Origin of the sequence: Streptomyces sp. NPDC046465 (assembly GCF_040646035.1) — a bacterium.
GTDB lineage: Bacteria > Actinomycetota > Actinomycetes > Streptomycetales > Streptomycetaceae > Streptomyces.
Genome location: NZ_JBEYZK010000008.1, coordinates 228188 through 253919, shown reverse-complemented (window position 1 = coordinate 253919; position 25732 = coordinate 228188). Strand labels below are relative to the sequence as shown.

Sequence of the window (25732 nt, the reverse complement as noted above, 5' to 3'; positions counted from 1 at the left end):
GTGCTCCTACGGGCGTGTACGGCGCAACCGGTGGCGGACCGCCCGCTGGGCCAGCGGCCCCAGGTCCTCGACCGCCGTCACGAGGACGGACAACTGCTCCAGGGAGTTGAGCGCCCGCTCCGTACCCGCCGGGTCGACCCCCTCGTACAGCTCCAGGCCCACGAAGGACGCGCCCACCGCCCGCGCGAGCCCCACGGGGTCCGTGAACTCGCCGAGCGGCGACGCGGACAGGACCCGGGTGAGGACCTTCTCGATCTCCTCGATCCAGAGCGCGAGACCCGCCGCCGTCGCCGCCGCGAGCCGCGGCTGGGTCTGCGCCCCGGCGAGGAGCTGGCCGAGGACGGCGACATGCCCCGCCTCGCGTTCCCGCTCGTGCATCTCCCGCCCGAAGGCGAGCAGTCCGGCGAAGGACTCGATCCCGGCGAGGCGCTCCCGGTAGAGGGAGACCCGCTGTTCCGTGCCGTGCCGGCAGGCCGCCGCAAGGAGGTCGTCGACGGAGCCGTAGTGGTAGAAGACGAGCGCCTGGTTGACCCCGGCGGCGGCCGCGATGTTCCGCGCCGACGCCTTGGCGATGCCCTGCTCGGTAAGCGTCCGCAGCGCGCCTTCGAGGAGCTTGGTCCGGGTCTCCTGGCTCTTGGCCGGGTCCTTGGCGGCGCTCACGCGCGCACCTCCTCGCGGACGGGCCGCAGCCCGGGGCGCACCCCGCACATACGGACGTCGGTGTACGCCGCCGTGAAGGAGCCCTCGTACCCGAAGAGCGGCCCGAAGCGGCGGTTGGTGACCCGCACCCGGATGCGGAACCGGCCCGCCGCGTCGTCGTAGGACTCCCGCACTTCCGCGTCGCCGCCGATCAGTTCGGGCACGCGGCAGTCCACCGGGCCTTCCCGGAAGCGGTGCTCTCCGGAGCGGATCAGGAGCGAGCCGTCGGGCTCGGCCCGCAGGTGCAGGTCGCTGGCGAGGTGCTGGTGCGTGCCGAGGTAGTCGAGCACGCGGTCGCCCTGGGGTCCGAGGACCATCTGGGCGTCGAAGCGGCGGGGGCCGCCGGGCAGTTCGAAGGTGCGCACGAAGGTCACCGTCTCACGGCCGTACGTGTCGGTGTACGGCACGTTCTCGATGGTGAAGGGGACGTTCCTGCCCTGGCGCGGAAGGAGGATGTTGCGGGTGCCGCCGAGCGCGAGGAACGGCTTCACGAAGCCCCTGCCGTGCCAGACGCGGTCCATCACGCCCCGCCCCGTGCAGGCCTCGCCGCTCGCGAGGCCCACGGAGAAGCGGCGCTGGATCTGCGGGTGCAGCCGGTCGAAGTCGGCGCCGAGCACCGTGCGGAAGATCGAGGCGTGCTGCTTCACGAGCGCTGCTCCTTGGCGGTGGTGAGGGTGGTGAGCGTCGCGAGGACGTGCGGGGCGCGGGCGCGTTCCGGTGGGGTGCGCAGGCAGCGGCGGGCGGCCGGGGTGGTGGGCAGGGGCGGCAGGAACAGCATCAGGGCCGCCGCGGCGATGGCGGTCATGGGGGCGAGGAGGACGGCGGCGAGGACGCAGAGGACGCGCGCGGCGGCCTCGGCGACCGCGTTCCACAGGGCGCGTTCGGGGGTGATGCCCCGCTCCAGCCAGAGCCGGAGCCGGTCGAAGGACCAGGCGGTCGCCCAGCCCATGAGGGGCCGGAAGAGCACGCGGTCGGCGGCCTTTCCGAAGCGGCCCCAGCGCGGCCGGTAGTCGTACCCGGTGAGGAAGCGGATGCCGTCGCCGTCCGGCGCCGGTACGTAGCGCCAGTAGCCGCTGCCCTCTTCGAGGAGGGAGAGGGGGTGCGGCGAGGAGAAGCGCAGGGCCGAGGTCCGCGTGCCGTCGGGGCGCCGCTTCTCGCCCGCGGAGACGCCGGTGCCCGCGATGGCGAGGAAGGGCAGCACGCGCGTGGCGTACCGGAAGTGCTGGGGCTCGCCCTCCTGGCGCGGCAGGTAGTCGATCTCGGTGAAGCGCAGGTCCCAGCGCTGGTGCCGGTCGGGCTCCTGGGTGCGCGCCCAGAGGTCGTCGAGATCGGCGCGTATCCGTGCCTCGATGTACAGGCTCACCGTTAACCCCCACGTCAGCGTCGTTTTGAGCGAGTGCTCAAAACGGAAGGTACAGGTGTTTGAGCAGTCGCTCAAGTCGCTCGCTCAAGTCACTCAGGCCGCTCGCTCAAGTGATGGCGCACGAAAAAGCCCCCGCCCGGAAGGGCGGGGGCTTTCTGTGCCGCTGCACGTGCAGGGACCGGCGACGAGGTGTCGGCGGCTCATGCGCCGAGGTGACGCTCCACCGTGTCGACCTTGGAGGTGAGGCCGTCGCTCACGCCGGGGCGGATGTCCGCCTTCATCACGACAGAGACGCGCGGGGCCCGTGCCTCGACGGCGGCGACGGCGCGCTTGACGACGTCCATGACCTCGTCCCACTCGCCCTCGACGGAGGTGAACATGGCGTCGGTCCGGTTGGGCAGTCCGGACTCGCGGACGATACGGACCGCGTCGGCGACGTACTCGCCGACGTCCTCACCGACCCCCAGCGGGGTCACGGAGAAGGCGACGATCATGCGTTCACGATTCCTTCGTTGCGGGCGCACGAGGCGATCACCGCGGCCTCGGCCTCACGCTTGAGCCTGCGCTCGGCCATGAACCCGCCGCCGGGGATGAAGGAGTACGCGAAGTAGAGGATGCCCGTCTTCGCGTCCCACTTCGTACGGTTCCACGCGTCGAGCCAGAAGATCACGTACAGGATGAAGAGCACGCCGTGGATCGGGCCGAGCACCGGGGCGACGTTGAAGCTCTCGGCGACCGTGTACTTGATGATCGTGCAGACCAACAGCACGATCCAGGAAATGCCCTCGGGCACGGAGACCAGGCGGAGGCGGCGGAGGGCGGAGGCGGTCTTGATGTCCACGGGTCACCTTCGGTGGGTGGGGCGGCGGGAGGAGGCAGGGCCGGGCGGCGCCGATCTTGTGAACGGACGCACAAGCGACCCCATTGTGACATCGGGGTCTTCTCGGGGTTCGCTCAGGGGCCTTCACCCTGTTCTGGGCGGGTACGCGGCGGCTACCGTCGATTCGTGGCTACATTCCGGCTCCAAGGGAGCAGAGTGCTCGCCGTCGACATGACCGGCGATGCCGTGAAGGCGAAGAACGGCTCGATGGTCGCCTATGACGGCCAGATGGAGTTCAAGAAGATGACCGGCGGCGGCGAGGGCATCCGGGGCATGGTGACCCGCCGCGTCACCGGCGAACAGATGACGGTGATGGAGGTGAAGGGGCACGGCACCTGCTGGTTCGCCGACCGCGCCACGGAGATCAATCTCGTGCGGCTGCGCGGCGACAAGCTCCATGTCGAGGCGAGCAATCTGCTCTGCACCGACGCGGGGCTGCGCACCGGCACCAGCTTCACGGGCCTGCGCGGCGCGACCCAGGGGAACGGACTGTTCACGACGACCGTCGAGGGCACGGGCCAGGCCGCGATCGTCTCCGACGGGCCCGCGGTGGTGCTGCGCGTCTCCCGGGAGTACCCCTTGATGGTCGACCCGGGGGCGTACATCGCCCACCAGGGCGACGTCCACCAGAGCTTCCAGTCCGGCGTCACCTTCCGCACGTTCATGGGCGAGGGCGGCGGAGAGGCCTTCCAGATCCGCTTCGAGGGCGACGGCCTGGTCTACGTACAGCCCAGTGAGCGCACCACGATCGCGGGGGACGTCTGAGATGCCGTTCCGGGAGATCAACTCGAAGGTGGTCGAGGCGACGGTGCAGCCGGGCGTCAAGATCTTCAGCCAGCGCGGCGCCATGCTCGCCTACCAAGGGGATGTCACCTTCACCCCCAACCTCCAGGGCGGCCAGGGCGGCCTGGCCTCCATGATCGGGCGCCGGGTCGCGGGCGAGGCCACGCCCCTGATGACCGTCGCAGGCAGTGGCACCGTCCTCTTCGGGCACGGCGGTCACCACATCCAGGTGATCGGCCTCTCCGGAGACACCCTCTTCGTGGAGGCGGACCGCCTGCTCGCCTTCGACGGCACGCTCCAGCAGGGCACGATGTTCCTGGGCGCGCAGGGCGGCGTCATGGGCATGGTGCGCGGACAGGTCAGCGGCCAGGGCCTGTTCACCACGACCCTGAAAGGCCACGGCGCGGTCGCCGTCATGGCGCACGGCGGCGTCATCGAGGTGCCGATCACCCCGCAGCGCCCCGTGCACGTCGACCCACAGGCGTATGTCGCGCACCACGGCGACGTGCGCAACAAGCTCTCGACGGCGCTCGGCTGGCGGGACATGGTGGGCCGCGGCTCCGGAGAGGCCTTCCAGCTGGAGCTGTCGGGAAGCGGCGCGGTGTACGTCCAGGCTTCGGAGGAGAAGCTGTGAACCCCAACGTCTCGACCCCCGCGGGAGCGCCCGCCGTCTTCGACCCCATGACGCTGCCGAGCGACGACAACGTCAGCCCGTACACCTTCTGCGTGGAGCTCAAGGGCAGCCAGTGGTTCCTGCAGAAGGGGAAGATGATCGCCTACTACGGGCGCATCGACTTCAACGGCATCGGGCACGGCCGCCTCGACCGAATGGTCCGGACCAGCTTTCATTCGCCGCTGCACGCAAGCGACTGGGTCGTGGCGGACGGGCAGGGCAAGATGCTCCTCGCCGACCGGGCCTTCGACGTGAATTCGTATGACTTGAACGAGGGCAACCTGACCATTCGCTCGGGCAACCTCCTCGCTTTTCAGCCAACTCTCGCGTTGAAGCAATCCATCGTTCCGGGCTTTCTGACGCTCATCGGCACGGGCAAGTTCGTCGCCGCTTCGAACGGGCCCGTGATCTTCATGGAGCCCCCGATCCGCGTAGATCCACAGGCGCTCGTGGGCTGGGCGGACTGCCCTTCACCGTGCCATCACTACGACCACGGGTATCTCACCGGCGTGATCGGGGGCGTGCGAGCACTGACCGGCATCGGCGGCACTTCGGGCGAGGAGCACCAGTTCGAGTTCGTGGGCGCCGGCACGGTGCTGCTCCAGTCCTCGGAGGCGCTCATGCCCGAGCAGGCGGCGGGAGCGGTGCCGAACCAGGCGGGCGTGCCGGGCGGGCGAGGCACCCCGGGCCAACCGGGTCAGCAGCCGGGGACACCGCGCCTTCCCGGACAACTGGGGGACCTCCAGCGTCGCTTCGGGCTGTGAGCGGTAGTCTGCGGAGTGTGACGGCGAACGCCTGTGCCCCTCCGAGAGGCAGGGGTTGCGAGGCGCGTCACATCCCACCATTCGTTCACCTTTCAACTTCTTAGGTAGAATCGATTCCATGGAGACCGAGACGGCCCCGCAGTGGCTGACCGACGAGGAACAGTGCGCTTGGCGCACCCACGTGGAGGTCAACCGGATGCTGACATATCAGCTCGAAAAGGACCTTCAGCCGTTCAACCTGACCATGAACGACTACGACATTCTCGTGTATCTCTCCGAATCGGAAGAGCTGCGGATGCGGATGAGCGATCTTGCCGCCGCCACCCTGCAGTCCAAGAGTCGCCTGTCCCACCAGATCACCCGTATGGAGAACGCGGGTCTGGTGCGCCGTGAGAACTGCGAGTCCGACCGGCGAGGCCTCTACACCGTACTCACCGAGGAGGGCATGGAGACCATGCAGAAGGTGGCTCCACACCACGTCGCCTCCGTGCGGCGGCACTTCGTGGACCTCATCTCCGCCGAAGCGCTCGAAGAGCTGCGCAAGGCCCTGACCCCGATCGCGGAACACCTGCGCTCCCAGCGCGGCAAGCCCTGACCCGCTCCGCCACGACCGGCCGCGGCACCCCTCATTCCGCCGACGACTGAGGGCTGGGCAGCCGGAGTTCGAAGAGCGCACCACCGGACGGCGCCTCCCGCACCACGAGCGTGCCGCCGTGCCGTACCGCAACGTCCCGCGCGATGGCGAGGCCAAGTCCGGCCCCGCCCTCGTCGCGGGTCCGCGCGTCGTCGAGCCGCACGAACCGCTCGAAGACCCGCTCCCGTTCGCTCGCCGGCACGCCGCTGCCGTCATCGGCCACCTCAAGGACCGCCCAGGCGCCGTCGTTCCTCGTGGTGACCGTGACGCGGGAGCGCGCGTGCCGCTGAGCGTTGTTCACCAGGTTGCCGAGCACCCGCGCCAACTGGCCGCGCGAGCCCGCGACCTCGACACTCCGCAGATCCGTGTGCACGTCGACGCGGTCCCGGGTCCGCTGCGAGACCTCCTCGCGGACGAAGGCCGCCAGGTCGAGCCTGGCCCCTCCCGGCTTCTCCCCCGCGTCGAGACGGGCAAGCAGGAGCAGGTCCGCGGCGAGCTCCTGGAGCCGCACGGTGTCCTCGACGGCGCCGTCCACATCCAGCAACTCCGGGTGCGCCGCGCCCACTTCGAGCTGGGTGCGCAGGGAGGCGATGGGGCTGCGCAGCTCGTGCGAGGCGTCCGCCACGAAGCGCCGCTGACGCTCCACCGAGGTCTGCAGTGCGGTGAGGGTCTCGTTCGTGGTGCGGGCGAGCCGGGCGATCTCGTCGTGCGTGTCCGGCTCTGGCACCCGGCGTGCCAGGTCCTCCGACGCGGTGATCGCGGACATCTCCGCGGTGATCGCCGCCACCGGGCGCAGGGCGCGCCGCGTCACCAGCCAGGTGACGCCGCCGACCACCGCGAGCAGCAGCGGAAACCCGATCAGCATGGACGTCAACGCCGTTGAGACCGCGCTCTGTTCGCTGGAGAGCGAGCCGCCGGCGTAGACGGTGAGGTCGCCCTTGGATTCGGTGCTCACCTCGACGGCGGCGAAGCGGAAGTCGGAGGTCTCGCCGTCGACGGTGGCGGAGCCGTCGGTGAACTTGGTCTCGTCGTCGACCTCACCGCCATCGGAGGAGCCCTCACCACTCTCCTCCTTCTCCCCCTTCTCCCTCTTCTCCCCCTTCTCTCCGTTTTCGGCGCTCCCGGACTTCGGTGCCCGGGAGGCGGGGCCGGGCCTGACCGCGTCGACGCCGGTTCCGCTGATCTTCTCCAGGTCGTCGCTCGCCACGACCAGCCTGCCCTCGTCATCGACGACCTGGACGGGCTCTTCCTCGTCGTCCGGCAGGTCGAGTTCGTCGTACGGCCGGTCCGCGACGAGCTGGGAGGCGACCTTGCGGGCGGCGGAATCGGCCCGGGAGCCCGCCTGGTCGACGAGATTGGTCCGTAGCGAGAGGAGTACGGCGGCGCCCGCGGCGACCAGCGCGAGGGCGACGACCAGGCTCGCGCCGAGCGTGGCCCTGGCCCGTACGGATCCGAGCAGTTTCCTCATCTTCCTCATCGCGGGGCCTCCAGGCGGTAGCCCGCGCCGCGCACGGTCTTGATCAGGGTCGCGCCGAGCTTGCGCCGCAGCGTGCTCACGTACACCTCGACGATGTTGGGGTCGCCCTCGTACGCGAAGTCCCAGACGTGGTCCAGGATGTCGCCCTTGGAGACGACCTCGCCGGTGCGCAGGACCAGCTGTTCAAGGACCGCGAACTCCTTCGCGGTGAGGGTGACTTCGTCCTCGCCACGGAAGACGCGGCGCGCGGCCGTGTCGACCTTGAGGTCGCCGAGGGTGTGCACCGGGGACGGGCCCGCGGAGCCGCGGCGGCGCAGCAGCGCCTTCACGCGGGCGACGAGGACGACGTACGAGAAGGGCTTGGTGAGGTAGTCGTCGGCGCCCGTGTCGAGCCCCTCCGCCTCGTCGTACTCGCCGTCCTTGGCGGTGAGCATCAGGATCGGCACGTCGTGGCCCGCGGCGCGCAGCGTGGAGCAGACGCGGTAGCCGTTCATGCCGGGCAGCATGATGTCGAGGATCACCAGGTCGTACGTGCCCTCGCTCGCGCGGTGCAGCCCGTCGACGCCGTCGTGGACGACGTCCACGGCGTAGCCCTCGGCGGTGAGGCCCTTGGCCAGCGACAGGGCGAGTCGCTTTTCGTCCTCCACGATCAAGATTCGATAGGTGTGGCGCGTAGCGCCTCCGGCAGGGCGGTGGTGGGAGACGGGCGGGCGCATGCGTTCAGGGTGGCAGAGCGAAGCTGAAGAGTTCTTCAGGCGGCTTCAGCGTGGGTTCAGGATCGCTCAGCCAGATTGGTCCATGTCGAAAGCGAACGGCAGCGGCCCCCCGGCCGCCACCCGTACCGCCCAGTTCTCGGGAGGACCCTCATGAAGCGCAACATCGTGATCGCCACCGTCGCCGCCGCGGCCCTGATCGGAGGCGGCACCGCCACCGCCTTCGCGGTCGGCGGTGACGACGACAGCGCCGCGAGCAAGTCGAGCGTCCAGCTCAAGGACCACGACCGCAAGGACCAGGACGGCAAGGACGACGACCGCAAGGACGAGGCGCACGACGACTCCGACGACGCTGACGACGCCGCGGAGAACACCGCGGAGGCGAAGGCCGCGAAGGTGACGGCCGCCGACGCCATCAAGGCCGCCCTCGCGCACACCAAGGGCACCGCGGTCTCCGCCGAGCTCGACGACGAGGACGGCGGCCTGGTCTGGGACGTCGACGTCCTGAAGGGCAGCACCTGGCACAACGTCGAGGTCGACCCCGGCACCGGCAAGGTGCTCGGCTCCTGGGTCGACAAGGACGACGACGGTGACGACGCCGCCGACGCCGCCCGGGTGAACTCCGCACTGAAGGACGCGTCCGTCAGCGCCGCGGACGCCGCGCGGGCCGGTGCCGACAAGGGCACGGTGACCTCCGTGGACCTGGACGACGACGGCAAGGCGGTCGCCTGGAACGTGGAGACGACCGGCGCCAAGGGCGCCGAGTCCGAGTACGACGTCGACCTGAAGACCGGCAAGGTCACGGCCGACCGCACGGACACCCACGACCACGCCGGCCAGGACCACGACGACCACGACGGTCAGGACGACGACGGCTCCGACGACTGACGTACAGCGACCACTCGGGCCACAGGGGCGGCGTCATCGACGCCGCCCTCGGCGCGTCGCGGCGTCCGCAGCGTCGCGACCGCCCCCAGGACGGGGGCGACGGCGGCTCCCACGAAGCACCAGGCCAGCGGGGCCCTGCCCACCATCGCGCCGATCGCGGCCGCGCCGACCGAAAGACCCGCGTTGACCGCGGTGTTGACCCAGGCGCCCGCTTGGGTGCGCAGCTCCGGCGCCACGGACTCGTCCGCGATCAGGTAGGCGGTGGTCAGGGCCGGGGCGACGAAGAGTCCGGCGCAGGCCGCCACGCCGACCAGGGCGGGCAGCCCCGGCGCGAGACCGGCCGCGGCCGAGAGCAGGCCGAGGGCCACGGCGAGCACGGGCAGCCGGGACCGCGCCGACGAGCGCCAGGACACGGCACCGTGCAGCAGGCCCCCCACGGCGCTGCCCGCGGAGAACGCGGCCAGGACCCAGACCACGGCGTCCGGCCGCCCCACTCCCTCGGCGAAGGCCACGAAGAGCAGTTCGAGGGCGCCCACACAGAGGCCGACCCCGGCAACGACGACGACAGGCTGGGCCAGCTTGCGCCCCACGGCGCGCCCGCCGCCTCCGGAAGCCCCGCCGCGCCGCCTCCGCTGCCCCCGGACCGCCGGGGACGCGAGGAAGGCGAGCGTGCCGGTCCAGATCAGTGCGGCGCTGGCCGCGATGCCCGCGGCGGCGGGCCCGACCTGGACGATCAGCCCCACGAGCAGCGGCCCCGAGACGAACAGCAGCTCCTCGGCCACCCCGTCCAGGCTGTACGCGCGCTGCAGCAACCGCCGGTCACCGTCGAGGAGTTCGGCCCACACGGTACGCATGACGGGGCCGAGCGGCGGCGTACAGGCTCCCGCGCACGCGGCGAGGACGCCGAGCCAGACCGGGGCCGTGCCGGGCCGCCACGTCGCGAGGGTCAGGGCGGTGAGGAGCCCGGCGTACAGAGAGACCATCGGGGCGAGCACGCGGCGCGGCCCGTGCCGGTCGACGAGCGCGGCACGGACCGGCGAGAGCAGCACGTTGGCCGCCCCGAACAGCGCGGTGACGGCCCCCGCGACGGCATACGACCCGGAGGCGTCCCTGACCGCAAGCATCAGGGAGAGGGAGACCGTCCCGTACGAGAGGCGGGCGGGCAGGACGGTGGCGAAGGCGCGGAGGGCGTGCGGGGTCCGCAGCACGGCGAGATACACGGAAGGGTTCCTCTGGACTCGAAGAGGCACAAGGGGTCGCCGGAGTCCCGCGTGGGCCACGGTCGTGCGTGGCGAGCGCGGGCGGGGCGGGCCCTATGCCAAGAGGAGGAACACGGGGGTCACGGTATCCGCCGGGGTGCCGCCTGGACACTCTTTTTCACGAACCGCCGAAAAGCCCATCGGAAGCGACCTAGCTCTCCGTCAGCCCCTCGACCAGCTCATCGGCCGCCGTGTACGGGTCGAGTTCCCCCGCCACGATCCGTTCCGCGAGCGCGGACAGTCGGAGATCGCCGTGCAGGGAGCCGATCCGTTCCCGCAGCGTCGTGACGGCGATCGTCTCGACCTCGTGGGAGGCGCGGGCGACCCGGCGCTCCGCGAGGACCCCCCGCTCCTCCATCCACGCCCGGTGCTTCTCCAGCGCCTCGACGACCTCGTCGATGCCCTCGCCGCGCGCCGCGACCGTCTTCACGATGGGCGGCCGCCAGTCGCCGGCGCCGCGGGATTCGCCGAGGCCCAGCATGTGGTTCAGCTCGCGGGCGGTCGCGTCGGCGCCGTCGCGGTCGGCCTTGTTGACGACGTACATGTCGCCGATCTCCAGGATTCCGGCCTTCGCCGCCTGGATGCCGTCGCCCATGCCCGGCGCGAGGAGCACGACCGAGGTGTCCGCCTGCGAGGCGATCTCCACCTCGGACTGTCCGACGCCGACGGTCTCGACGAGGATCACGTCGCAGCCCGCCGCGTCCAGGACGCGGATGGCCTGCGGCGCGGCCCACGCGAGCCCGCCGAGGTGGCCGCGCGTGGCCATGGAGCGGATGTAGACGCCGGGGTCGGACGCGTGGTCCGACATCCGCACCCGGTCGCCGAGGAGGGCGCCGCCGGAGAAGGGGGACGACGGGTCGACGGCGAGGACGCCGACCCGCTTCCCGGTCCGCCGGTAGGCGCTCACGAGCGCGGACGTCGATGTCGACTTGCCGACACCGGGGGATCCCGTGAGACCGACCACGTACGCGTTGCCTGCGAGCGGAGCCAGCGCGGCCATCACTTCGCGCAGCTGCGGCGACGCCCCCTCGACCAGTGAGATCAGCCGGGCCACGGCCCGCGGCCTGCCCTCGCGGGCCTGCGCCACCAGGGAGGGGACGTCTTGCATCACAGCTCCGTTCAGTACGTACGGGAGAGGACCGCGTACGGGAGGACCGACGTACGGGTCAGGCCTTGGCCACCTTCACGATCAGGGCATCGCCCTGACCACCGCCACCGCACAGCGCGGCCGCACCCACGCCGCCGCCGCGCCGCCGCAGTTCCAGGGCGAGGTGCAGCACGACACGGGCGCCGGACATCCCGATCGGGTGACCCAGGGCAATGGCGCCGCCGTTGACGTTCACCTTTTCCGAGGACACTCCGAGGTCCTTCATTGACTGCACCGCGACGGCCGCGAAGGCCTCGTTGATCTCGATCAGATCGAGGTCGGCGACTTGCAGACCCTCCTTCTTCAGGGCGTGCCGGATCGCGTTGGACGGCTGCGACTGGAGCGAGCTGTCGGGTCCCGCCACGTTGCCGTGCGCGCCGATCTCCGCGATCCAGGCCAGGCCCAGCTCCTCGGCCTTGGCCTTGGACATGACCACGACCGCGGCCGCGCCGTCGGAGATCTGCGAGGACGTGCCCGCGGTGATCGTGCCGTCCTTGGCGAAGGCGGGGCGCAGCTTGCCGAGGGACTCGGTGGTGGTCTCCGCGCGGATGCCCTCGTCCTGGGAGAAGAGGACCGGGTCGCCCTTGCGCTGCGGGATCTCGATCGGCGTGATCTCGGCCTCGTACAGGCCGTTCTTCTGGGCGGCGGCGGCGCGCTGGTGGGAGAGGGCGGCCACCTCGTCCTGCTCCGGGCGGCCGATGCCGAGGCGGGTGTTGTGCTTCTCCGTGGACTCGCCCATCGCGACGCCGTCGAAGGAGTCGGTCAGGCCGTCGTGGGCCATGGAGTCGATCATTTCGATCGCGCCGTACTTGTGGCCCTCGCGGGACTTGGGGAGCAGGTGCGGGGCGTTGGTCATCGACTCCTGGCCGCCCGCCACGACGATGTCGAACTCGCCCGCGCGGATGAGCTGGTCGGCGAGTGCGATGGCGTCGAGGCCCGACAGGCACACCTTGTTGATGGTGAGTGCGGGGACGTTCATGGGGATGCCCGCCTTGACGGCGGCCTGGCGCGCCGGGATCTGCCCTGTCCCGGCCTGGAGCACCTGGCCCATGATCACGTACTGGACCTGGTCGCCTCCGATGCCCGCGCGCTCGAGCGCGGCCTTGATCGCGAAGCCCCCCAGGTCCGCACCCGAGAAGGACTTCAGGGAGCCGAGGAGGCGGCCCATGGGCGTGCGTGCGCCCGAGACGATCACTGAGGTGGTGCCGGTCGTTCCTGCCATGTGCGACGACCCCTTGGGAGGAGAGGAGTTAACGAGGGTTTATCTGAATGTACTGAGCAGTACCCCCGCCGTCACCGGGCGGCAGGTGTGATCGCGCGCACGTTGCGTAATCACTGGGTCAAGCGCTGCACTTGAAACATGCTGACGCGAATCGATCACATCGGGATCGCCTGTTTCGACCTCGACACAACCGTCGAGTTCTACCGCGCGACGTACGGATTCGAGGTGACCCACAGCGAGGTCAACGAAGAGCAGGGCGTGCGGGAGGCCATGCTCAAGATCAATGACACCGGCGATGGAGGTGCCTCCTACCTCCAGCTCCTGGAGCCGACCCGCGACGACTCCGCGGTCGGCAAGTGGCTGGCCAAGAACGGCGAGGGCGTCCACCACATCGCCTTCGGCACCGCTGACGTGGACGGCGACGCCGCGGCCATCAAGGACAAGGGCGTGCGCGTGCTCTACGAAGAGCCCCGGATCGGCTCCATGGGGTCACGTATCACCTTCCTGCACCCGAAGGACTGCCACGGCGTCCTCACGGAACTTGTCACTTCGGCACCTTCCGAGACACCGGAGCACTGACCTCCGTATATCTGGGCCGGTAGGGTGAGGGGCGGCCGTCCGAACTTCTGGGCGGCCGAGTGCCGGGGTCCGGGTTTCGGGGGACGAGCGTCGGGGCAGCAGCCCATGCTCCGCTGTTGATCTGACACCATTCCCCCGGGGGCCCCGTCCGGCGGATGGACGGGGCTCGTTGGAGAGACTTGCGACCAGGGTTGGGGTATCCCCTGCTCGTAGAGCTTGGGGAAGGATGGGACCGCGCAGTGCGGGGCTACGAACGCCAAGAGAACTCGCGGGCTGAGACCGACAGTCTGTCGCGGTTCGAGGCCGAGATGGACCGGCTGAAGACCGAGCGGGAGAAGGCCGTCCAGCACGCCGAGGACCTCGGCTACCAGGTCGAGGTGTTGCGCGCCAAGCTGCACGAGGCGCGCCGCAACCTCGCGTCCCGCCCTGCCTACGACAGCGCGGACATCGGGTATCAGGCCGAGCAGTTGCTCCGCAATGCCCAGATCCAGGCCGAACAGCTGCGCGCCGACGCCGAGCGCGAGCTGCGGGACGCCAGGGCACAGACCCAGCGCATCCTCCAGGAGCACGCCGAACAGCAGGCCAGGCTCCAGTCCGAGCTGCACACCGAGGCCGTGACGCGGCGCCAGCAGCTCGACCAGGAGCTGAACGAGCGCCGGCAGACCGTCGAGTCGCACGTCAACGAGAACGTGGCCTGGGCCGAGCAGCTCAGGGCCCGTACCGAACAGCAGGCCCGCCGCCTCCTCGACGAGTCGCGCGCCGAGGCCGAGCAGTCCCTCGCCGCCGCCCGCGCGGAGGCCGCCCGCGTCGCCGAGGAGGCCCGCCAGCGCCTGGCCCAGGACGCCGAGGCCGCCCGCGCCGAGGCCGAGGCGGTCCTGCGCCGCGCCCGCACGGACGCCGAGCGCCTCCTGAACGCCGCGTCGACGCAGGCCCAGGAGGCCACCGACCACGCCGAGCAGCTGCGCTCCACCACGGCGACCGAGTCCGAGCAGGCGCGCCGCAGGGCCGCCGAGGCGAGCCGGGCCGCCGAGCAGCGCATGAGCGAGGCCGAGACGGCGCTGCGCGAGGCGCGCGCCGAGGCCGAGAAGGTGCTCGCCGAGGCCAAGGACACCGCGAGCAAGCAGCTCTCGGCCGCCGAAGGCGCGAACGAACAGCGCACGCGCACCGCCAAGGAGCAGGTCGCCCGGCTGGTCAGCGAGGCCACGAAGGAGGCCGAGGCCACCAAGTCCGAGGCCGAACAGCTGGTCGCCGACGCTCGTGCGGAGGCCGAGAAGCTGATCGCGGACGCCGCCGAGAAGGCGCGCACGATCACCGCCGAGGAGACCGCGGGCCAGCTCGCGAAGGCAGCGCGCACCGCCGAGGAGGTCCTCGACAAGGCCTCGAAGGACGCCAAGGAGACGACGAAGGCCGCCACCGAGGAGGCCGAGCGGATCCGCACCGAGGCGGAGACCGAGGCGGACCGGCTGCGCGCCGAGGCGCACGACATCGCCGAGGAGCTCAAGGGCACGGCGAAGGACGACACCAAGGAGTACCGCGCCAAGACCGTCGAGCTGCAGGAGGAGGCGCGCAGGCTGCGCGGCGAGGCCGAACAGCTGCGGGCCGACGCGGTCACCGAGGGCGAGCGCATCCGGGGCGAGGCGCGGCGCGAGGCGGTTCAGCAGATCGAGGAGGCGGCCAAGTCCGCCGAGGAGCTGCTCGCCAAGGCGAAGGCCGACGCGGACGAGCTGCGCACGGCCGCGGCCACCGAGAGCGACCGGGTCCGCACCGAGGCCGTGGAGCGCGCCACGGCGCTGCGCACGCAGGCCGAGGAGACCCTGGAGCGCACCCGCGAGGAGGCCGAGCGGCACCGCGAGGAGGCCGCCGAGCAGGCCGAGGCGACGAAGTCCGGGGCCGAGGAGGCCGCGCGGGCGCTGCGCGAGGAGACCGAGCGGGCCATAGCGGCACGTCAGGCCGAGGCCGCCGACGAGCTGACGCGGCTGCGCACGGAGGCCGAGGAGCGTCTGGCCGCCGCCGAGCAGGCGCTGACCGACGCCCGCGCCGAGGCCGAGCGCATCCGCAAGGAGGCCACGGACGAGACGGACCGCCTTCGCGCGGAGTCCGCCGAGCGGATCCGCACGCTCCAGTCGCAGGCCGAGACCGAGGCGGAGCGGCTGCGCACGGAGGCCGCCGCCGATGCCTCGACCGCCCGCGCGGAGGGCGAGAACATCGCCGTACGCCTGCGTTCGGAGGCCGCCGCGGAGGCCGAGCGGCTCAAGACCGAGGCGCAGGAGACCGCCGACCGCGTCCGCGCGGAGGCCGCTGCCGCCGCCGAGCGGGTCGCCGCGGAGGCCGCGGAGGCGCTGTCCGCCGCCCAGGAGGAGGCCGTCCGCCGCCGCCGCGAGGCCGAGGAGACCCTGGGCTCCGCGCGCGCGGAGGCCGATCAGGAGCGTGAGCGCGCCCGCGAGCAGAGCGAGGAGCTCCTCGCGTCCGCCCGCAAGCGCGTCGAGGAGGCGCAGACCGAGGCGGTCCGCCTCGTCGAGGAGGCCGACCGCCGCGCGAGCGAGCTGGTCTCGGCCGCCGACCAGCACGCCCAGTCCGTACGGGACTCCGTGGCAGGCCTGCACGAGGCGGCGCAGGAAGAGGTCACGGGCCTGCGCTCGGCCGCCGAGCACGCCGCCGAGCGTACGAGGACGGAGGCGCAGGAGGAGGCCGACCGCGTCCGCTCCGACGCGTACGCCGAGCGGGAGCGCGCCACCGAGGACGCCAACCGCACCCGGCGGGAGGCGACGGAGGCTTCGGAGGCCGCGCAGTCCCTTGCCGAGCGCACGGTCGCGGAGGCCATCTCGGAGGCCGAGCGGATGCGCTCGGACGCCTCGGACCACGCCCAGCGGGTCCGCACGGAGGCGTCGGACACCATCGCGCAGGCCGAGCAGGACGCGTCCCGCACGCGTGCCGACGCCCGCGAGGACGCCAACCGCATCCGCGGCGACGCCGCGAGCCAGGCCGACCAGCTGATCGGTGAGGCCCGCAGCGAGGCCGAGAAGCTGCAGAACGACACGGCCACGGAGGCCGAGCGCGTCCGTACGGAGGCCATCGAGGAGGCCGAGCGGCTCCGGGCCGAGTCCACGACCGAGGCCGAGCGGCTCCGCGCGGAGTCGGCCGCCGAGGCCGAGCGGGTGCGGGCCGAGTCGGTGGCGAAGGCCGAGAAGCTCATCTCGGATGCCTCCGGCGACGCGGAGCGGCTGCGCGCCGAGGCCTCCGAGACGGTCAACTCCGCGCAGCAGCACGCCGAGCGGATCCGCAGCGACTCCGAGCGCGTCAAGGCGGAGGCGGCCCAGGAGGCCGAGCGGCTCACGTCCCAGGCGCGCGACGAGGCGGAGCGGACCCTCGACGAGGCGCGGCAGGCCGCCAACAAGCGCCGTCAGGAAGCCGCCGAGCAGGTCGACACGCTCATCACGGAGGCCGCGTCGGAGGCCGAGAAGCTGACCTCGGACGCGCAGGAGAAGGCGCTCAAGGCGACCACGGACGCCGAGGCGCAGGCCGACACGATGGTCGGCGCGGCCCGCCAGGAGGCCGAGCGCCTTGTCGCCGAGGCGACGGTCCAGGGCAACTCCCTGGTGGAGAAGTCCCGTACGGACGCGGACGAACTGCTCGTCGGGGCCCGCCGCGACGCGACCGCCATAAGGGAGCGCTCCGAGGAGCAGCGCGACCGCCTCACCACCGAGATCGAGGAGTTGCACGCCCGCGCCCGCCGCGAGTCCGCCGAGGCGATGAAGTCCGCGGGCGAGCGCTGCGACGCGCTGGTGAAGGCCGCCGAGGAGCAGCTCGCGGAGGCCGAGGCGAAGGCCAAGGAGATGGTCGCCGACGCCAACTCCGAGGCGAGCAAGGTCCGTATCTCCGCGGTGAAGAAGGCCGAGGCGCTCCTGAAGGAGGCCGAGACGAAGAAGGCCGCGCTGACCCGCGAGGCCGAGCGGATCAAGGCCGAGGCGGAGGCGGAGGCCACGCAGACGGTCGAGGAGGGCAAGCGCGAGCTCGAAGTCCTGGTCCGGCGCCGCTCGGACATCAATGCGGAGATCTCCCGTGTCCAGGACGTGCTGGAGGCGTTGGAGTCTTTCGAGGCCCCGTCGAGCGGTGCGAAGACCGGGCCCAACAGCGGCTCCGGCGCGAGCGGCGTCAAGGCCGGTGCTGCGGCGGGGTCGACCCGTTCGGGTGGCAAGCAGTCAGAGGGCTAGCCAAAGGAGCATCTCCCGTGCTCCGTAAGGACCTTTGGCCCTGTCGCTGGCAAGTGCTCCGGCGGTTAGCCACTCAAAAGGGGTGTCATTCTCCAGATCAAACGGGCATCTGCTCGATGACACGCCGCTTGGACCCCTAGGATTCCCTCTATCACCTCACCGGTCTCATTCGACAGGAACCCCATGAGCGACACTTCCCCCTACGGCTTCGAGCTTGTGCGGCGTGGGTACGACCGCGCTCAGGTGGACGAACGTATCTCCAAGCTCGTCTCCGACCGTGACAGCGCTCTCGCCCGTATCACTGCTCTGGAAAAGCGCATCGAGGAGCTGCACCTCGAGACGCAGAACGCCCAGGCCCAGGTTGCCGACGCCGAGCCGTCGTACGCCGGTCTCGGTGCCCGCGTCGAGAAGATCCTCCGCCTCGCCGAGGAGGAGGCGAAGGACCTGCGCGAGGAGGCCCGTCGCGCGGCCGAGCAGCACCGTGAGCTCGCCGAGTCCGCCGCCCAGCAGGTGCGCAACGACGCCGAGTCGTTCGCCACCGAGCGCAAGGCCAAGGCCGAGGACGAGGGCGTCCGGATCGTCGAGAAGGCCAAGGGCGAGGCGAGCGCGCTGCGGGCCGAGGCCCAGAAGGACGCGCAGTCCAAGCGTGAGGAGGCGGACGCCCTCTTCGAGGAGACGCGCGCCAAGGCCGCCCAGGCCGCCGCGGACTTCGAGACGAACCTCGCCAAGCGCCGCGAGCAGTCCGAGCGCGACCTGGCGTCGCGTCAGGCCAAGGCGGAGAAGCGTCTCGCGGAGATCGAGCACCGCGCGGAGCAGCTTCGCCTGGAGGCGGAGAAGCTGCGCACGGACGCGGAGCGCCGGGCCCGTCAGACGGTGGAGACGGCGCAGCGCCAGGCCGAGGACATCGTGGCCGACGCGAACGCCAAGGCGGACCGTATCCGCAGCGAGTCCGAGCGCGAGCTCGCGGCGCTGACGAACCGACGCGACTCCATCAACGCTCAGCTGACCAACGTCCGCGAGATGCTGGCGACGCTGACGGGTGCGGCGGTCGCGGCGGCGGGTACGCCCGCCGACGACGAGCCTGTTTCGCGTGGCGTTCCCGCGCAGCAGACCCGCTGAAGCGATCCGTCGGAGCAGCGAAGCCCCCCGCCACCGAGTGGCAGGGGGCTTTGTCTCGTTCTAGCGTTGGCGCATGATCGAGCTCGAGGGGCTGACCAAGCGGTACGGCGAGAAGGTGGCCGTCAACAACCTGACCTTCACCGTGCGCCCCGGCATGGTCACCGGCTTCCTCGGCCCGAACGGCGCCGGGAAGTCCACGACCATGCGCATGCTGCTCGGGCTCGACAACCCCTCGGCCGGTGACGTCCGCATCGACGGCAGGCACTACTCCCAGCTGAAGGACCCCCTCAAGTACATCGGCGCCCTGCTCGACGCCAAGGCGATGCACGGCGGCCGCAGCGCCTTCAACCATCTGCTCTGCCTCGCGCAGAGCAACGGCATCCCGCGCAGCCGCGTCACCGAGGTCCTCGACACCGTCGGCCTGACCGCCGTCGCGAAGAAGAAGGCCAAGGGCTTCTCGCTCGGCATGGGCCAGCGCCTGGGCATCGCGGGCGCGCTGCTCGGCGACCCCGAGATCCTGATGTTCGACGAGCCGGTCAACGGCCTCGACCCCGAGGGCATCCACTGGATCCGCAACCTCATGAAATCCCTTGCCGCCCAGGGCCGTACGGTCTTCGTCTCCTCGCACCTGATGAGCGAGATGGCGCTCACCGCCGAGCACCTCGTCGTCATCGGCCAGGGCCGCCTCCTCGCCGATCTGTCGATGCCCGACTTCATCCGGCAGAACTCCCGGTCGTACGTCAGGCTGCGCTCCCCGCAGCGCGAACGCCTCCTCGACGTGCTGCACGAGGCGGGCGTCACCGCCGTCGAGGCGGGTGACGGCGCCCTGGAGGTGGACGGGGCGGCCGCGGAGCGGCTCGGCGAGCTCGCCGCTGCCTACGGGCTCGTCCTCCATGAACTGAGCCCCCAGCAGGCCTCGCTGGAGGAAGCCTTCATGCAGCTCACCGCGGAGTCCGTGGAGTACCACGCGCACGCGGACCACGAACGCGGCGGTCCGCCGCCGAGCGCCACCGGGCCGGCGGACACCGGCTGGGGCGAAGGCTGGCAGCAGCGGAAGGACGTCTGAGCGATGGCCGCTACGCAGGTTCTGAAGTCGGAGTGGACCAAGATCCGCTCGGTCTCGTCGACCGTCTGGACGCTCGGCCTCGCCGTCGTCGTCACGGTCGCGCTCGGCACGTTGATCAGCATCCTGTCCAAGAACGACTACGACAGTCTGGACGCCAAGGACAGGCTGACCTTCGACCCGACCTTCATCAGCTTCGCCGGGATGTCCCTCGGCCAGCTCGCGATGATCGTCTTCGGGGTGCTCGTCGTCTCGAACGAGTACAGCACCGGCATGATCCGCACCTCGCTCGCGGCGGTGCCGCAGCGGGCCACGTTCCTGTTCAGCAAGATCGGCGTCGCGACGCTGCTCGCGTTCGTGGTGGGCCTGGTCACCAGCTTCCTCACGTTCTTCGTGGGCCAGGCGATGCTCGGCCAGTACAAGGCCCACATCGGCGACCCCGGCGTGCTGCGCGCGGTGATCGGCGGCGCCCTGTACATGGCGCTCATCGCGATGTTCTCGATGGGCGTCGCGACGATGCTGCGCAGCCCGATGCTCTCCCTCGGCATCCTGATGCCGTTCTTCTTCCTGATCTCCAGCATCCTCGGCAACGTATCGGCGACGAAGAAGATCGGCCGCTTCCTGCCCGACCAGGCCGGCAGCAAGATCATGCAGGTCAAGTCGCCGTTCGACGACGACACCCCGTACGGGCCGTGGGGCGGTCTCGCGATCATGGCGGTGTGGGTGGTGGCGGCGCTGATCGGTGGGTACGTACTGCTGAAGAAGAGGGACGCGTAACCGCAGCATCCCGCAGACATACGGGCGCAGGGAGGCGTGTGACGGCGCAGGACCGCGGACTGGCGGCGCTCGGCCTCGACGGGGTGCCCGCCCTGCAACCCCTCACCTACCCCGGCCTCCCGGTCACCGTGCCCTCCCTGCTGACCGACGCCGAACTGCTGCCGCTCCTGGCACAGCGGGGCGGGCTCGGCGCGTGGACCGTCGACGGGGCGGGCCACCGGCCCCACCGCTCGCTGGACGAGGTCCTCACCGGTCTCGGCCGGGCACCCGTCGCGGGGCGCCTGCCCGTGCTCGCCGTCGGCTCGAACGCCTCCCCCGGACAGCTCTCCCACAAGCTCGCCCGGCTCGGCGTCCCCGGCGGGGTGCCGATGGTGCCCGTGCGGCTGCGCGGCATCGGCATCGGCTGCTCCGCGCACATCGGCCGCGCCGGGTACGTGGCGGCCGCCCCCTACAGCTCCGCCGAGGCGCGGGCCGCCCTGGTGGTGTCCTGGCTCGACGAGGCCCAGCTGGCCGCGGTCGACGCCACGGAACTCCCCAACTACCGGCGGGTGCGGCTCCCCGGCGACGCGTACGGGATGAGCCTGCCGTCCGGCGAGCGGCTCGGCGAGGCGTACGTCTACGTCAGCGCGCGCGGCCTCCTCGCCGACCCGGTCACCGGAGCGCCGCGGCCCGGCGGCGGCGACCAGGCGGTGCTGCTCGACGCCCTGCTCGACGCGTCGCCGCGGCTGCGCGAACTGCTCGGGCCCGACGCGGCGACCTGGGTGCGCCGGGCGGCCGCCGACCCCGAACTGCGTGCCCGGGGCACCCTTCTCTTCGCCGAGGAGGGCTGGGTGCTTCCGTGGACGGAGCTCCCGGTTCCGCCCGGCCGAGCTCGGCTGTTTTACTCGCTCTTGGCTGGAACCGTCAGTTCCCCGTTATCCTCCTAACCCTTACGGGGGCGTGTGCCCCGACGTCCTGAACCATTCGATGGGTGCGGAGAATGATCGAGGCAGTCGGCCTGACGAAGCGCTACGGCGCCAAGACAGCCGTGTACAACCTTTCCTTCCAGGTGCGGCCCGGTACCGTCACCGGCTTCCTCGGGCCGAACGGCTCCGGCAAGTCGACGACGATGCGCATGATCCTCGGGCTCGACGCACCCTCCAGCGGGCAGGTGACGATCGGCGGCTATCCCTACCGGAAGCTCCCGAACGCCCCCCGCCAGGTCGGTGCGCTGCTCGACGCCAAGGCCGTGCACGGCGGCCGGCACGCCCGCAACCACCTGCTCTGCCTCGCGCAGCTCTCCGGCATCCCGGCCCGCAGGGTCGACGAGGTACTCGGCGTCGTCGGCCTTCAGGAGGTGGCGAGGAAGCGCTCCAAGGGCTTCTCGCTCGGCATGGGCCAGCGCCTCGGCATCGCCGCGGCGCTCCTCGGCGACCCGCAGGTGCTGCTCTTCGACGAGCCGGTCAACGGCCTCGACCCCGAGGGCATCCTCTGGGTCCGCAACCTGATGAAGTCGCTCGCGGCCGAGGGACGCACCGTCTTCGTGTCGTCCCACCTGATGAGCGAGATGGCGCTCACCGCCGAGCACCTCGTCGTCATCGGCCGCGGCCAGCTGCTCGCCGACATGAGTGTCACGGACTTCATCTCGGCCAACTCCGCGGACTTCGCGCGGGTGCGGACGCCGGACAGCGAGCCCGAGCAGCGCGAGAAGCTGACGGCCGCGCTGACCGAGGCGGGTGGCCAGGTGATGCCGGAGGCGGACGGCGCGCTGCGCGTGACCGGTCTGCCGCTCCCCCGCATCAGCGACATCGCGCACGGCGCGAACGCCCGCCTGTGGGAGCTCTCCCCGCACCAGGCCTCGCTGGAAGAGGCGTACATGCGGATGACGCAGGGCGCCGTCGACTACCGCTCCACGGTCGACCAGCGGGCGGGCCTCCAGCAGCAGATGCCGCCCGGCGCGCTGCCGCCGGGCGGGCCGCAGGCGCCGGTGCCCGGCCAGGGCCAGCCCGGCTGGTACGCCCCGCCGCCGCCCCAGCAGGGCGGCCAGCCCTTCGCGATGCCGCAGCCGCAGGGCGCGCCCGGCGGAACGCCGAACCCTTACGCCACGGCGCCCCAGCAGGCTCCTGCGGCTCCCCCGGCCGCTCCCGCCGCCCCCGCCGCCGCCCCCGCCGCCCCCGCCCCCGACATGACCAAGCGCGACAGCGAGGACCAGCGATGACCACGCCTCCGACGCCGCAGCAGCAGCCGCAGCCGCAGGCACAGCCCCAGCAGGCGTACGCACAGGCGGGTGCCCCCGCGCGGGGCGCCCCGATGCAGGGCGCCCCCACGGCCCCCGCGCCCGCCGCCCCCGCGCCGCCCTCCGCCTGGCAGCAGGCGATGGCCAACGCCTACACCTCGCCGATCCCGGTCAAGAAGACCCACCTCGGCAACGCCCTCGCCTCCGAGTGGACGAAGATAAAGTCGGTCCGCTCCACGATGTGGACCCTGGGCATCTTCCTGCTCCTGGTCATCGGCATCGGCCTGCTCGCCGTGGCCAACACCAGCCCGGCCGACTACGCGGACATGCCGTTCACGGTCCCGGCCTTCTTCGGCCTGATGCTCGGCCAGATCTGCCTGATCACGCTCGGCGTCCTGGTCACCTCGTCCGAGTACGGCACCGGCATGATCCGCCCGACGTTCACCGCGTCCCCGCAGCGCAGCCGCGTCCTCACCGCGAAGATCCTGATCTTCTTCGTGGTCGCCTTCGTGGTCTCGGCAGGATCCATCCTGCTGGTGGGCCTGGCCGCGTCGGCCGCCAACAGCGGCCCTGAGGCGGGCGACCTGCCGTGGGCGGGCTCGGTCTTCAAGGGCGGTCTGTACGTCTCGCTCCTCGGTGTCCTCGCGCTCTGCGTCGGCTCGATACTGCGGCACTCCGCGGGCGCCATCACGGCGATGCTCGGCGTGGTGCTGCTGCCCGCGATCCTGGGCGGGTTCCTGATGATCTGGAAGAGCACGCAGCCGCTCGGCGAGAAGATGAACGACTACAACGCCATCACCGCCCTCGCCAAGATCTTCGGCGCGGACGACACGGGCGCCAGCGGCGGCTCACAGCTGGCGCTGCTCGTCGTCATCACGGCGGCCGCCGTCGCGGGCGCGTTCGCGCTCCTGGAGAAGCGCGACGTATAGCCGGTGAAAGACGCATAGCCGGTAGACGTATAGCCGGTAAAAGCCGACGGGCCGTCAGTACCTCGGCGCGTTACGGGACCGCTGCACCCGCGTGGTGCGGCGGTCCTTCGCGTTCCAGCAGGCCTTGTGCCAGTGCCTGCGCTCCTCCACGCCCGAGTGCTCGGGCCAGGCCACCACGTGCGCGAGGGCCGAGGGGATCTCCTGGTCGCAGCCCGGGCAGCGGTACCGCTTGCCGGCCGCGCTCGCCCCCGCGACATGGCGCACGCTCCACTGCTCGCCCTGCCACGCCTCGGTGTTCTGGAAGCCGCCGTAGCGGCCCGACGGCTCCGCGTCCGCGGACGCCCTCAGCTCTCCGGCGCCCTTGGGGCGGTTGCGACGCGGGGACACGAAACACCTCACGGGCTGTACGGCGGTCAGGAGTGTGACCAGCCTACGCGCCACGCCGGGGGGTACCCGTCGACCTCCGACGGCTCCCAGCCCGTCCGCTGCACGGAAAATCAAACAATCTTCATGCCAGGCCGTGCCTTTGGCACGTGTCACACGTTGTTGCCCGTAGGGGGAGTGCCTGCGTCGGCGCCAAGGAGGCAGGAGTTCGATGCGTGTAGGTAGTTTTGTTCTGGCCGCCCAGTTTCCCGGCCAGGGTCAGGGGGAGGCGCTGCACCGGGCGGTGCGGTCCGCCGAGGTGGCCGAGGAGGCGGGGCTCGAATCCGTCTGGCTCGCCGAGCACCATTTCGTTCCGTACGGCACGTGCCCTTCGGCGGTGACCCTCGCGGCGCTGCTCCTGGGGCGAACGCGGCGGATCCACGTCGGCACAGCCGTGAGCGTGCTCCCGACCTCGCACCCCGTGGCCCTCGGCGAGCAGGCCGCGCTGCTGCACCTGACATCCGGCGGCCGGTTCTCGCTCGGCGTCGGACGCGGCGGTCCGTGGGTGGACCTGGAGGTCTTCGGGGCGGGCCTCGAAGCGTACGAGAAAGGATTCCCCGACTCCCTCGATCTGCTCCTCAAGTGGCTGAGCGAGGCCCGGGTCGAGAGCCGGGGCGAGCGGTACGCCTTCCGCGAGGTGGCCGTCGTGCCACGCCCGCAGGAAGCCCTGAACGGCGTGGGCGAGAGCGGTCCCGAAGTGATCGTCGCCTGCACCTCGCCGTCCAGTGTGCGGCTCGCCGCGCAGCGCTGCCTGCCGATGCTCCTCGGCATGCACGTGGGCGACGACGAGAAGGCCGAAATGGTGGCCTTGTGGAATCGGCACGCACGTGCTGCGGGGCACAGCCCCGAGGACATCGCCTCGGCACCGCACGTCTCCGCCGGTGTCGCCCAGATCGCGGACCGGCGTCTGGAGGCGGCCGAGACGTTACAGAAAGCCATGCCCGGCTGGCTGAAGCAGGGGCTGGACGCCCATGTGACCGTGGACGGCCGCCACCGCGCCATGCGGGATCCGCTGGCCTACACCGAACTGCTCTGCGGGCTGCACCCCGTAGGGACCCCGCAGGTGTGCGCCGACCGGCTCGCCGCCACTTCGGAGCGCACCGGCATCACGCGTTTCGCCCTGCTCGTGGAGGGCTCGGGCGACCTCTCGGCCACCGAAGAGAACGTACGGAGGCTGGGCGCCGAAGTACTGCCCCAGCTCGGCTGAGATCCGCCGTCGGCTGAGATCACCCGTCGGCTGCGGAGCCGCCGCTCCGGACTGAAACACCTCCCGCGTCCGGAGCAGCGGCAACATTCGTCAGCAGTCCCGGAGTTCGGGTGACTGGTTGAGCAGCTGGCCGCGGATCGAGGTGAAGCGGGCGAGCCGGTCGTCCACTGACGAATCCAGCGGGAAGACGGCCACGCGGTGGCAGTTCTGGAAGGCCAGACGCACACCGAAGTGCCGCTGCAGGGACCCGCGAATGGCGTCACTCGCGAGGGCGCGCAGCAGCTGGCCACGGGCCTGCTCGTCCGGCGGCGGAGTCTGATTGTCGGCGAACTCGCCGCCGTCGACCTTCAGCTGGGCCACCAGGGAGCTGATCATCTCCCATGCGTAAGGCAGGGAGGTCCGGACGCAGTCGACGAATTCCGCTTCGTCGACCTCGCCTCGCTCGGCCTGTTCCAACAGTGCCGGTGAGACGTCGAGCGACATGGGTTCTCCTCTCGCACCCCCGGGGAGCGGGGGCCTACGGACAGGGATGGAGTCCGCCTACGCAGCGTGCACGGATGACGACCTCTCGCTTCTACGGTAGGCAACGCGCGGTGACCGCACCAGGAGATTGGGCGCATAACCGGCCAGGATCGAACGGGTTCATCGGCGGACAAGTCGCGCGGGGGGCGGGCGGTCCCGGGAGCGTGCCGGGCGAATCGCGTGCA

General features: G+C 71.3%; 26 protein-coding genes. 14 read left to right on the top strand and 12 right to left on the bottom strand.

Features of this window, described 5'->3' with window-relative positions:
* Positions 1-6 precede the first annotated feature (6 nt).
* The 5 genes from ABZ953_RS15165 to ABZ953_RS15145 form a co-directional block, all read right to left on the bottom strand.
* Positions 7-660, bottom strand: coding sequence for a TetR/AcrR family transcriptional regulator (locus ABZ953_RS15165; protein WP_361722575.1), 654 nt, complete (start codon positions 658-660; stop codon positions 7-9).
* A complete protein-coding gene (locus tag ABZ953_RS15160; RefSeq protein ID WP_361722572.1) occupies positions 657-1346 on the bottom strand; it encodes a DUF4166 domain-containing protein in 690 nt (229 codons plus the stop codon). The genes ABZ953_RS15165 and ABZ953_RS15160 overlap by 4 nt, the downstream gene beginning before the upstream one ends.
* Positions 1343-2062 (bottom strand): hypothetical protein, encoded by a 720-nt coding sequence (locus tag ABZ953_RS15155; RefSeq protein WP_361722570.1) that lies wholly within the window; start codon positions 2060-2062, stop codon positions 1343-1345. Before ABZ953_RS15155 ends, ABZ953_RS15160 begins: the two co-directional genes overlap by 4 nt.
* Before the next feature lie 200 nt (positions 2063-2262).
* On the bottom strand, positions 2263-2556 hold the full coding sequence (locus ABZ953_RS15150; protein WP_361722567.1) for an MTH1187 family thiamine-binding protein: 294 nt from the start codon (positions 2554-2556) through the stop codon (positions 2263-2265).
* Positions 2553-2903 carry a DUF3817 domain-containing protein gene (locus ABZ953_RS15145; RefSeq protein ID WP_361722564.1) on the bottom strand — a complete coding sequence of 117 codons (351 nt, stop codon included), beginning with the start codon at positions 2901-2903 and terminating at the stop codon, positions 2553-2555. Before ABZ953_RS15145 ends, ABZ953_RS15150 begins: the two co-directional genes overlap by 4 nt.
* Before the next feature lie 165 nt (positions 2904-3068).
* On the opposite strand from ABZ953_RS15145, the gene ABZ953_RS15140 reads away from it, so the two are divergent.
* The 4 genes from ABZ953_RS15140 (at position 3069) to ABZ953_RS15125 (ending at position 5757) form a co-directional block, all read left to right on the top strand.
* Complete coding sequence (locus tag ABZ953_RS15140; protein WP_361722561.1) at positions 3069-3707, top strand: AIM24 family protein; 639 nt, start codon at positions 3069-3071, stop codon at positions 3705-3707.
* A 1-nt stretch (position 3708) separates the two neighbouring features.
* The gene (locus tag ABZ953_RS15135; protein ID WP_361722558.1) at positions 3709-4359 is read left to right on the top strand and encodes an AIM24 family protein; all 651 of its coding nucleotides are present in this window, start codon (positions 3709-3711) and stop codon (positions 4357-4359) included.
* 47 nt (positions 4360-4406) lie between these two features.
* Entirely contained in the window at positions 4407-5162 is a 756-nt protein-coding gene (locus tag ABZ953_RS15130; protein WP_361722555.1) for an AIM24 family protein, read from the top strand.
* Between the two features lie 118 nt (positions 5163-5280).
* Positions 5281-5757, top strand: coding sequence for a MarR family transcriptional regulator (locus ABZ953_RS15125; protein ID WP_361722552.1), 477 nt, complete (start codon positions 5281-5283; stop codon positions 5755-5757).
* 31 nt (positions 5758-5788) lie between these two features.
* Here ABZ953_RS15125 and ABZ953_RS15120 read toward each other — a convergent pair whose 3' ends face one another.
* Together ABZ953_RS15120 and ABZ953_RS15115 are read right to left on the bottom strand one after the other, a co-directional pair.
* Positions 5789-7264 (bottom strand): HAMP domain-containing sensor histidine kinase, encoded by a 1476-nt coding sequence (locus ABZ953_RS15120; protein ID WP_361722771.1) that lies wholly within the window; start codon positions 7262-7264, stop codon positions 5789-5791.
* 5 nt (positions 7265-7269) lie between these two features.
* Complete coding sequence (locus ABZ953_RS15115; RefSeq protein WP_361722549.1) at positions 7270-7989, bottom strand: response regulator transcription factor; 720 nt, start codon at positions 7987-7989, stop codon at positions 7270-7272.
* Between the two features lie 150 nt (positions 7990-8139).
* On the opposite strand from ABZ953_RS15115, the gene ABZ953_RS15110 reads away from it, so the two are divergent.
* Positions 8140-8874 carry a PepSY domain-containing protein gene (locus ABZ953_RS15110; protein WP_361722546.1) on the top strand — a complete coding sequence of 245 codons (735 nt, stop codon included), beginning with the start codon at positions 8140-8142 and terminating at the stop codon, positions 8872-8874.
* Here ABZ953_RS15110 and ABZ953_RS15105 read toward each other — a convergent pair.
* The 3 genes from ABZ953_RS15105 to ABZ953_RS15095 all read right to left on the bottom strand — a co-directional run bounded on the left by ABZ953_RS15105 (position 8847) and on the right by ABZ953_RS15095 (position 12502).
* A complete protein-coding gene (locus tag ABZ953_RS15105) occupies positions 8847-10124 on the bottom strand; it encodes an MFS transporter (RefSeq protein WP_361722543.1) in 1278 nt (425 codons plus the stop codon). The two genes, ABZ953_RS15110 and ABZ953_RS15105, sit on opposite strands and share 28 nt — an antisense overlap.
* A 160-nt stretch (positions 10125-10284) precedes the next feature.
* Entirely contained in the window at positions 10285-11241 is a 957-nt protein-coding gene (gene meaB / locus ABZ953_RS15100) for a methylmalonyl Co-A mutase-associated GTPase MeaB (RefSeq protein WP_361722540.1), read from the bottom strand.
* Positions 11242-11299: 58 nt separating this feature from the next.
* Complete coding sequence (locus ABZ953_RS15095; RefSeq protein WP_361722537.1) at positions 11300-12502, bottom strand: acetyl-CoA C-acetyltransferase; 1203 nt, start codon at positions 12500-12502, stop codon at positions 11300-11302.
* Positions 12503-12640: 138 nt separating this feature from the next.
* Between ABZ953_RS15095 and mce the strand changes: the two genes are divergently transcribed.
* From mce to ABZ953_RS15055, 8 genes are all read left to right on the top strand, one after another.
* Entirely contained in the window at positions 12641-13081 is a 441-nt protein-coding gene (mce, locus tag ABZ953_RS15090; RefSeq protein ID WP_361722534.1) for a methylmalonyl-CoA epimerase, read from the top strand.
* Positions 13082-13320: 239 nt separating this feature from the next.
* Entirely contained in the window at positions 13321-17292 is a 3972-nt protein-coding gene (scy, locus tag ABZ953_RS15085; RefSeq protein WP_361722531.1) for a polarized growth protein Scy, read from the top strand.
* A gap of 183 nt (positions 17293-17475) precedes the next feature.
* A complete protein-coding gene (locus tag ABZ953_RS15080) occupies positions 17476-18411 on the top strand; it encodes a cellulose-binding protein (RefSeq protein ID WP_361722528.1) in 936 nt (311 codons plus the stop codon).
* Positions 18412-18484: 73 nt separating this feature from the next.
* Positions 18485-19477: an ABC transporter ATP-binding protein gene (locus ABZ953_RS15075; RefSeq protein ID WP_361722525.1), complete on the top strand. Its 993-nt coding sequence runs from the start codon at positions 18485-18487 to the stop codon at positions 19475-19477.
* Between the two features lie 3 nt (positions 19478-19480).
* On the top strand, positions 19481-20251 hold the full coding sequence (locus ABZ953_RS15070; protein ID WP_361722522.1) for an ABC transporter permease: 771 nt from the start codon (positions 19481-19483) through the stop codon (positions 20249-20251).
* A gap of 38 nt (positions 20252-20289) precedes the next feature.
* A complete protein-coding gene (locus ABZ953_RS15065; RefSeq protein WP_361722519.1) occupies positions 20290-21177 on the top strand; it encodes a hypothetical protein in 888 nt (295 codons plus the stop codon).
* A 53-nt stretch (positions 21178-21230) separates the two neighbouring features.
* Positions 21231-22448, top strand: coding sequence for an ABC transporter ATP-binding protein (locus ABZ953_RS15060; RefSeq protein ID WP_361722516.1), 1218 nt, complete (start codon positions 21231-21233; stop codon positions 22446-22448).
* A 158-nt stretch (positions 22449-22606) separates the two neighbouring features.
* Positions 22607-23395 (top strand): ABC transporter permease, encoded by a 789-nt coding sequence (locus ABZ953_RS15055; RefSeq protein ID WP_361722768.1) that lies wholly within the window; start codon positions 22607-22609, stop codon positions 23393-23395.
* Between the two features lie 54 nt (positions 23396-23449).
* Here ABZ953_RS15055 and ABZ953_RS15050 read toward each other — a convergent pair whose 3' ends face one another.
* The gene (locus tag ABZ953_RS15050; RefSeq protein ID WP_361722513.1) at positions 23450-23782 is read right to left on the bottom strand and encodes an ATP/GTP-binding protein; all 333 of its coding nucleotides are present in this window, start codon (positions 23780-23782) and stop codon (positions 23450-23452) included.
* A 208-nt stretch (positions 23783-23990) separates the two neighbouring features.
* On the opposite strand from ABZ953_RS15050, the gene ABZ953_RS15045 reads away from it, so the two are divergent.
* Positions 23991-25025 carry an LLM class flavin-dependent oxidoreductase gene (locus ABZ953_RS15045; protein WP_361722510.1) on the top strand — a complete coding sequence of 345 codons (1035 nt, stop codon included), beginning with the start codon at positions 23991-23993 and terminating at the stop codon, positions 25023-25025.
* Between the two features lie 90 nt (positions 25026-25115).
* On the opposite strand, the gene ABZ953_RS15040 is transcribed toward ABZ953_RS15045, so the two are convergent.
* On the bottom strand, positions 25116-25508 hold the full coding sequence (locus ABZ953_RS15040; protein WP_361722507.1) for an SCO5389 family protein: 393 nt from the start codon (positions 25506-25508) through the stop codon (positions 25116-25118).
* Positions 25509-25732: the final 224 nt, after the last annotated feature.

Bases quoted from the DNA above. Each gene is read 5' to 3' on its own strand.
- ABZ953_RS15150 (WP_361722567.1), bottom strand. From the start codon at position 2,556: ATGATCGTCGCCTTCTCCGTGACCCCGCTGGGGGTCGGTGAGGACGTC.
- ABZ953_RS15135 (WP_361722558.1), top strand. From the start codon at position 3,709: ATGCCGTTCCGGGAGATCAACTCGAAGGTGGTCGAGGCGACGGTGCAG.
- ABZ953_RS15130 (WP_361722555.1), top strand. From the start codon at position 4,407: ATGACGCTGCCGAGCGACGACAACGTCAGCCCGTACACCTTCTGCGTG.
- ABZ953_RS15125 (WP_361722552.1), top strand. From the start codon at position 5,281: ATGGAGACCGAGACGGCCCCGCAGTGGCTGACCGACGAGGAACAGTGC.
- ABZ953_RS15120 (WP_361722771.1), bottom strand. From the start codon at position 7,264: ATGAGGAAACTGCTCGGATCCGTACGGGCCAGGGCCACGCTCGGCGCG.
- ABZ953_RS15115 (WP_361722549.1), bottom strand. From the start codon at position 7,989: ATGCGCCCGCCCGTCTCCCACCACCGCCCTGCCGGAGGCGCTACGCGC.
- ABZ953_RS15110 (WP_361722546.1), top strand. From the start codon at position 8,140: ATGAAGCGCAACATCGTGATCGCCACCGTCGCCGCCGCGGCCCTGATC.
- meaB (WP_361722540.1), bottom strand. From the start codon at position 11,241: ATGCAAGACGTCCCCTCCCTGGTGGCGCAGGCCCGCGAGGGCAGGCCG.
- ABZ953_RS15095 (WP_361722537.1), bottom strand. From the start codon at position 12,502: ATGGCAGGAACGACCGGCACCACCTCAGTGATCGTCTCGGGCGCACGC.
- mce (WP_361722534.1), top strand. From the start codon at position 12,641: ATGCTGACGCGAATCGATCACATCGGGATCGCCTGTTTCGACCTCGAC.
- ABZ953_RS15080 (WP_361722528.1), top strand. From the start codon at position 17,476: ATGAGCGACACTTCCCCCTACGGCTTCGAGCTTGTGCGGCGTGGGTAC.
- ABZ953_RS15075 (WP_361722525.1), top strand. From the start codon at position 18,485: ATGATCGAGCTCGAGGGGCTGACCAAGCGGTACGGCGAGAAGGTGGCC.
- ABZ953_RS15070 (WP_361722522.1), top strand. From the start codon at position 19,481: ATGGCCGCTACGCAGGTTCTGAAGTCGGAGTGGACCAAGATCCGCTCG.
- ABZ953_RS15060 (WP_361722516.1), top strand. From the start codon at position 21,231: ATGATCGAGGCAGTCGGCCTGACGAAGCGCTACGGCGCCAAGACAGCC.
- ABZ953_RS15055 (WP_361722768.1), top strand. From the start codon at position 22,607: ATGGCCAACGCCTACACCTCGCCGATCCCGGTCAAGAAGACCCACCTC.
- ABZ953_RS15045 (WP_361722510.1), top strand. From the start codon at position 23,991: ATGCGTGTAGGTAGTTTTGTTCTGGCCGCCCAGTTTCCCGGCCAGGGT.
- ABZ953_RS15040 (WP_361722507.1), bottom strand. From the start codon at position 25,508: ATGTCGCTCGACGTCTCACCGGCACTGTTGGAACAGGCCGAGCGAGGC.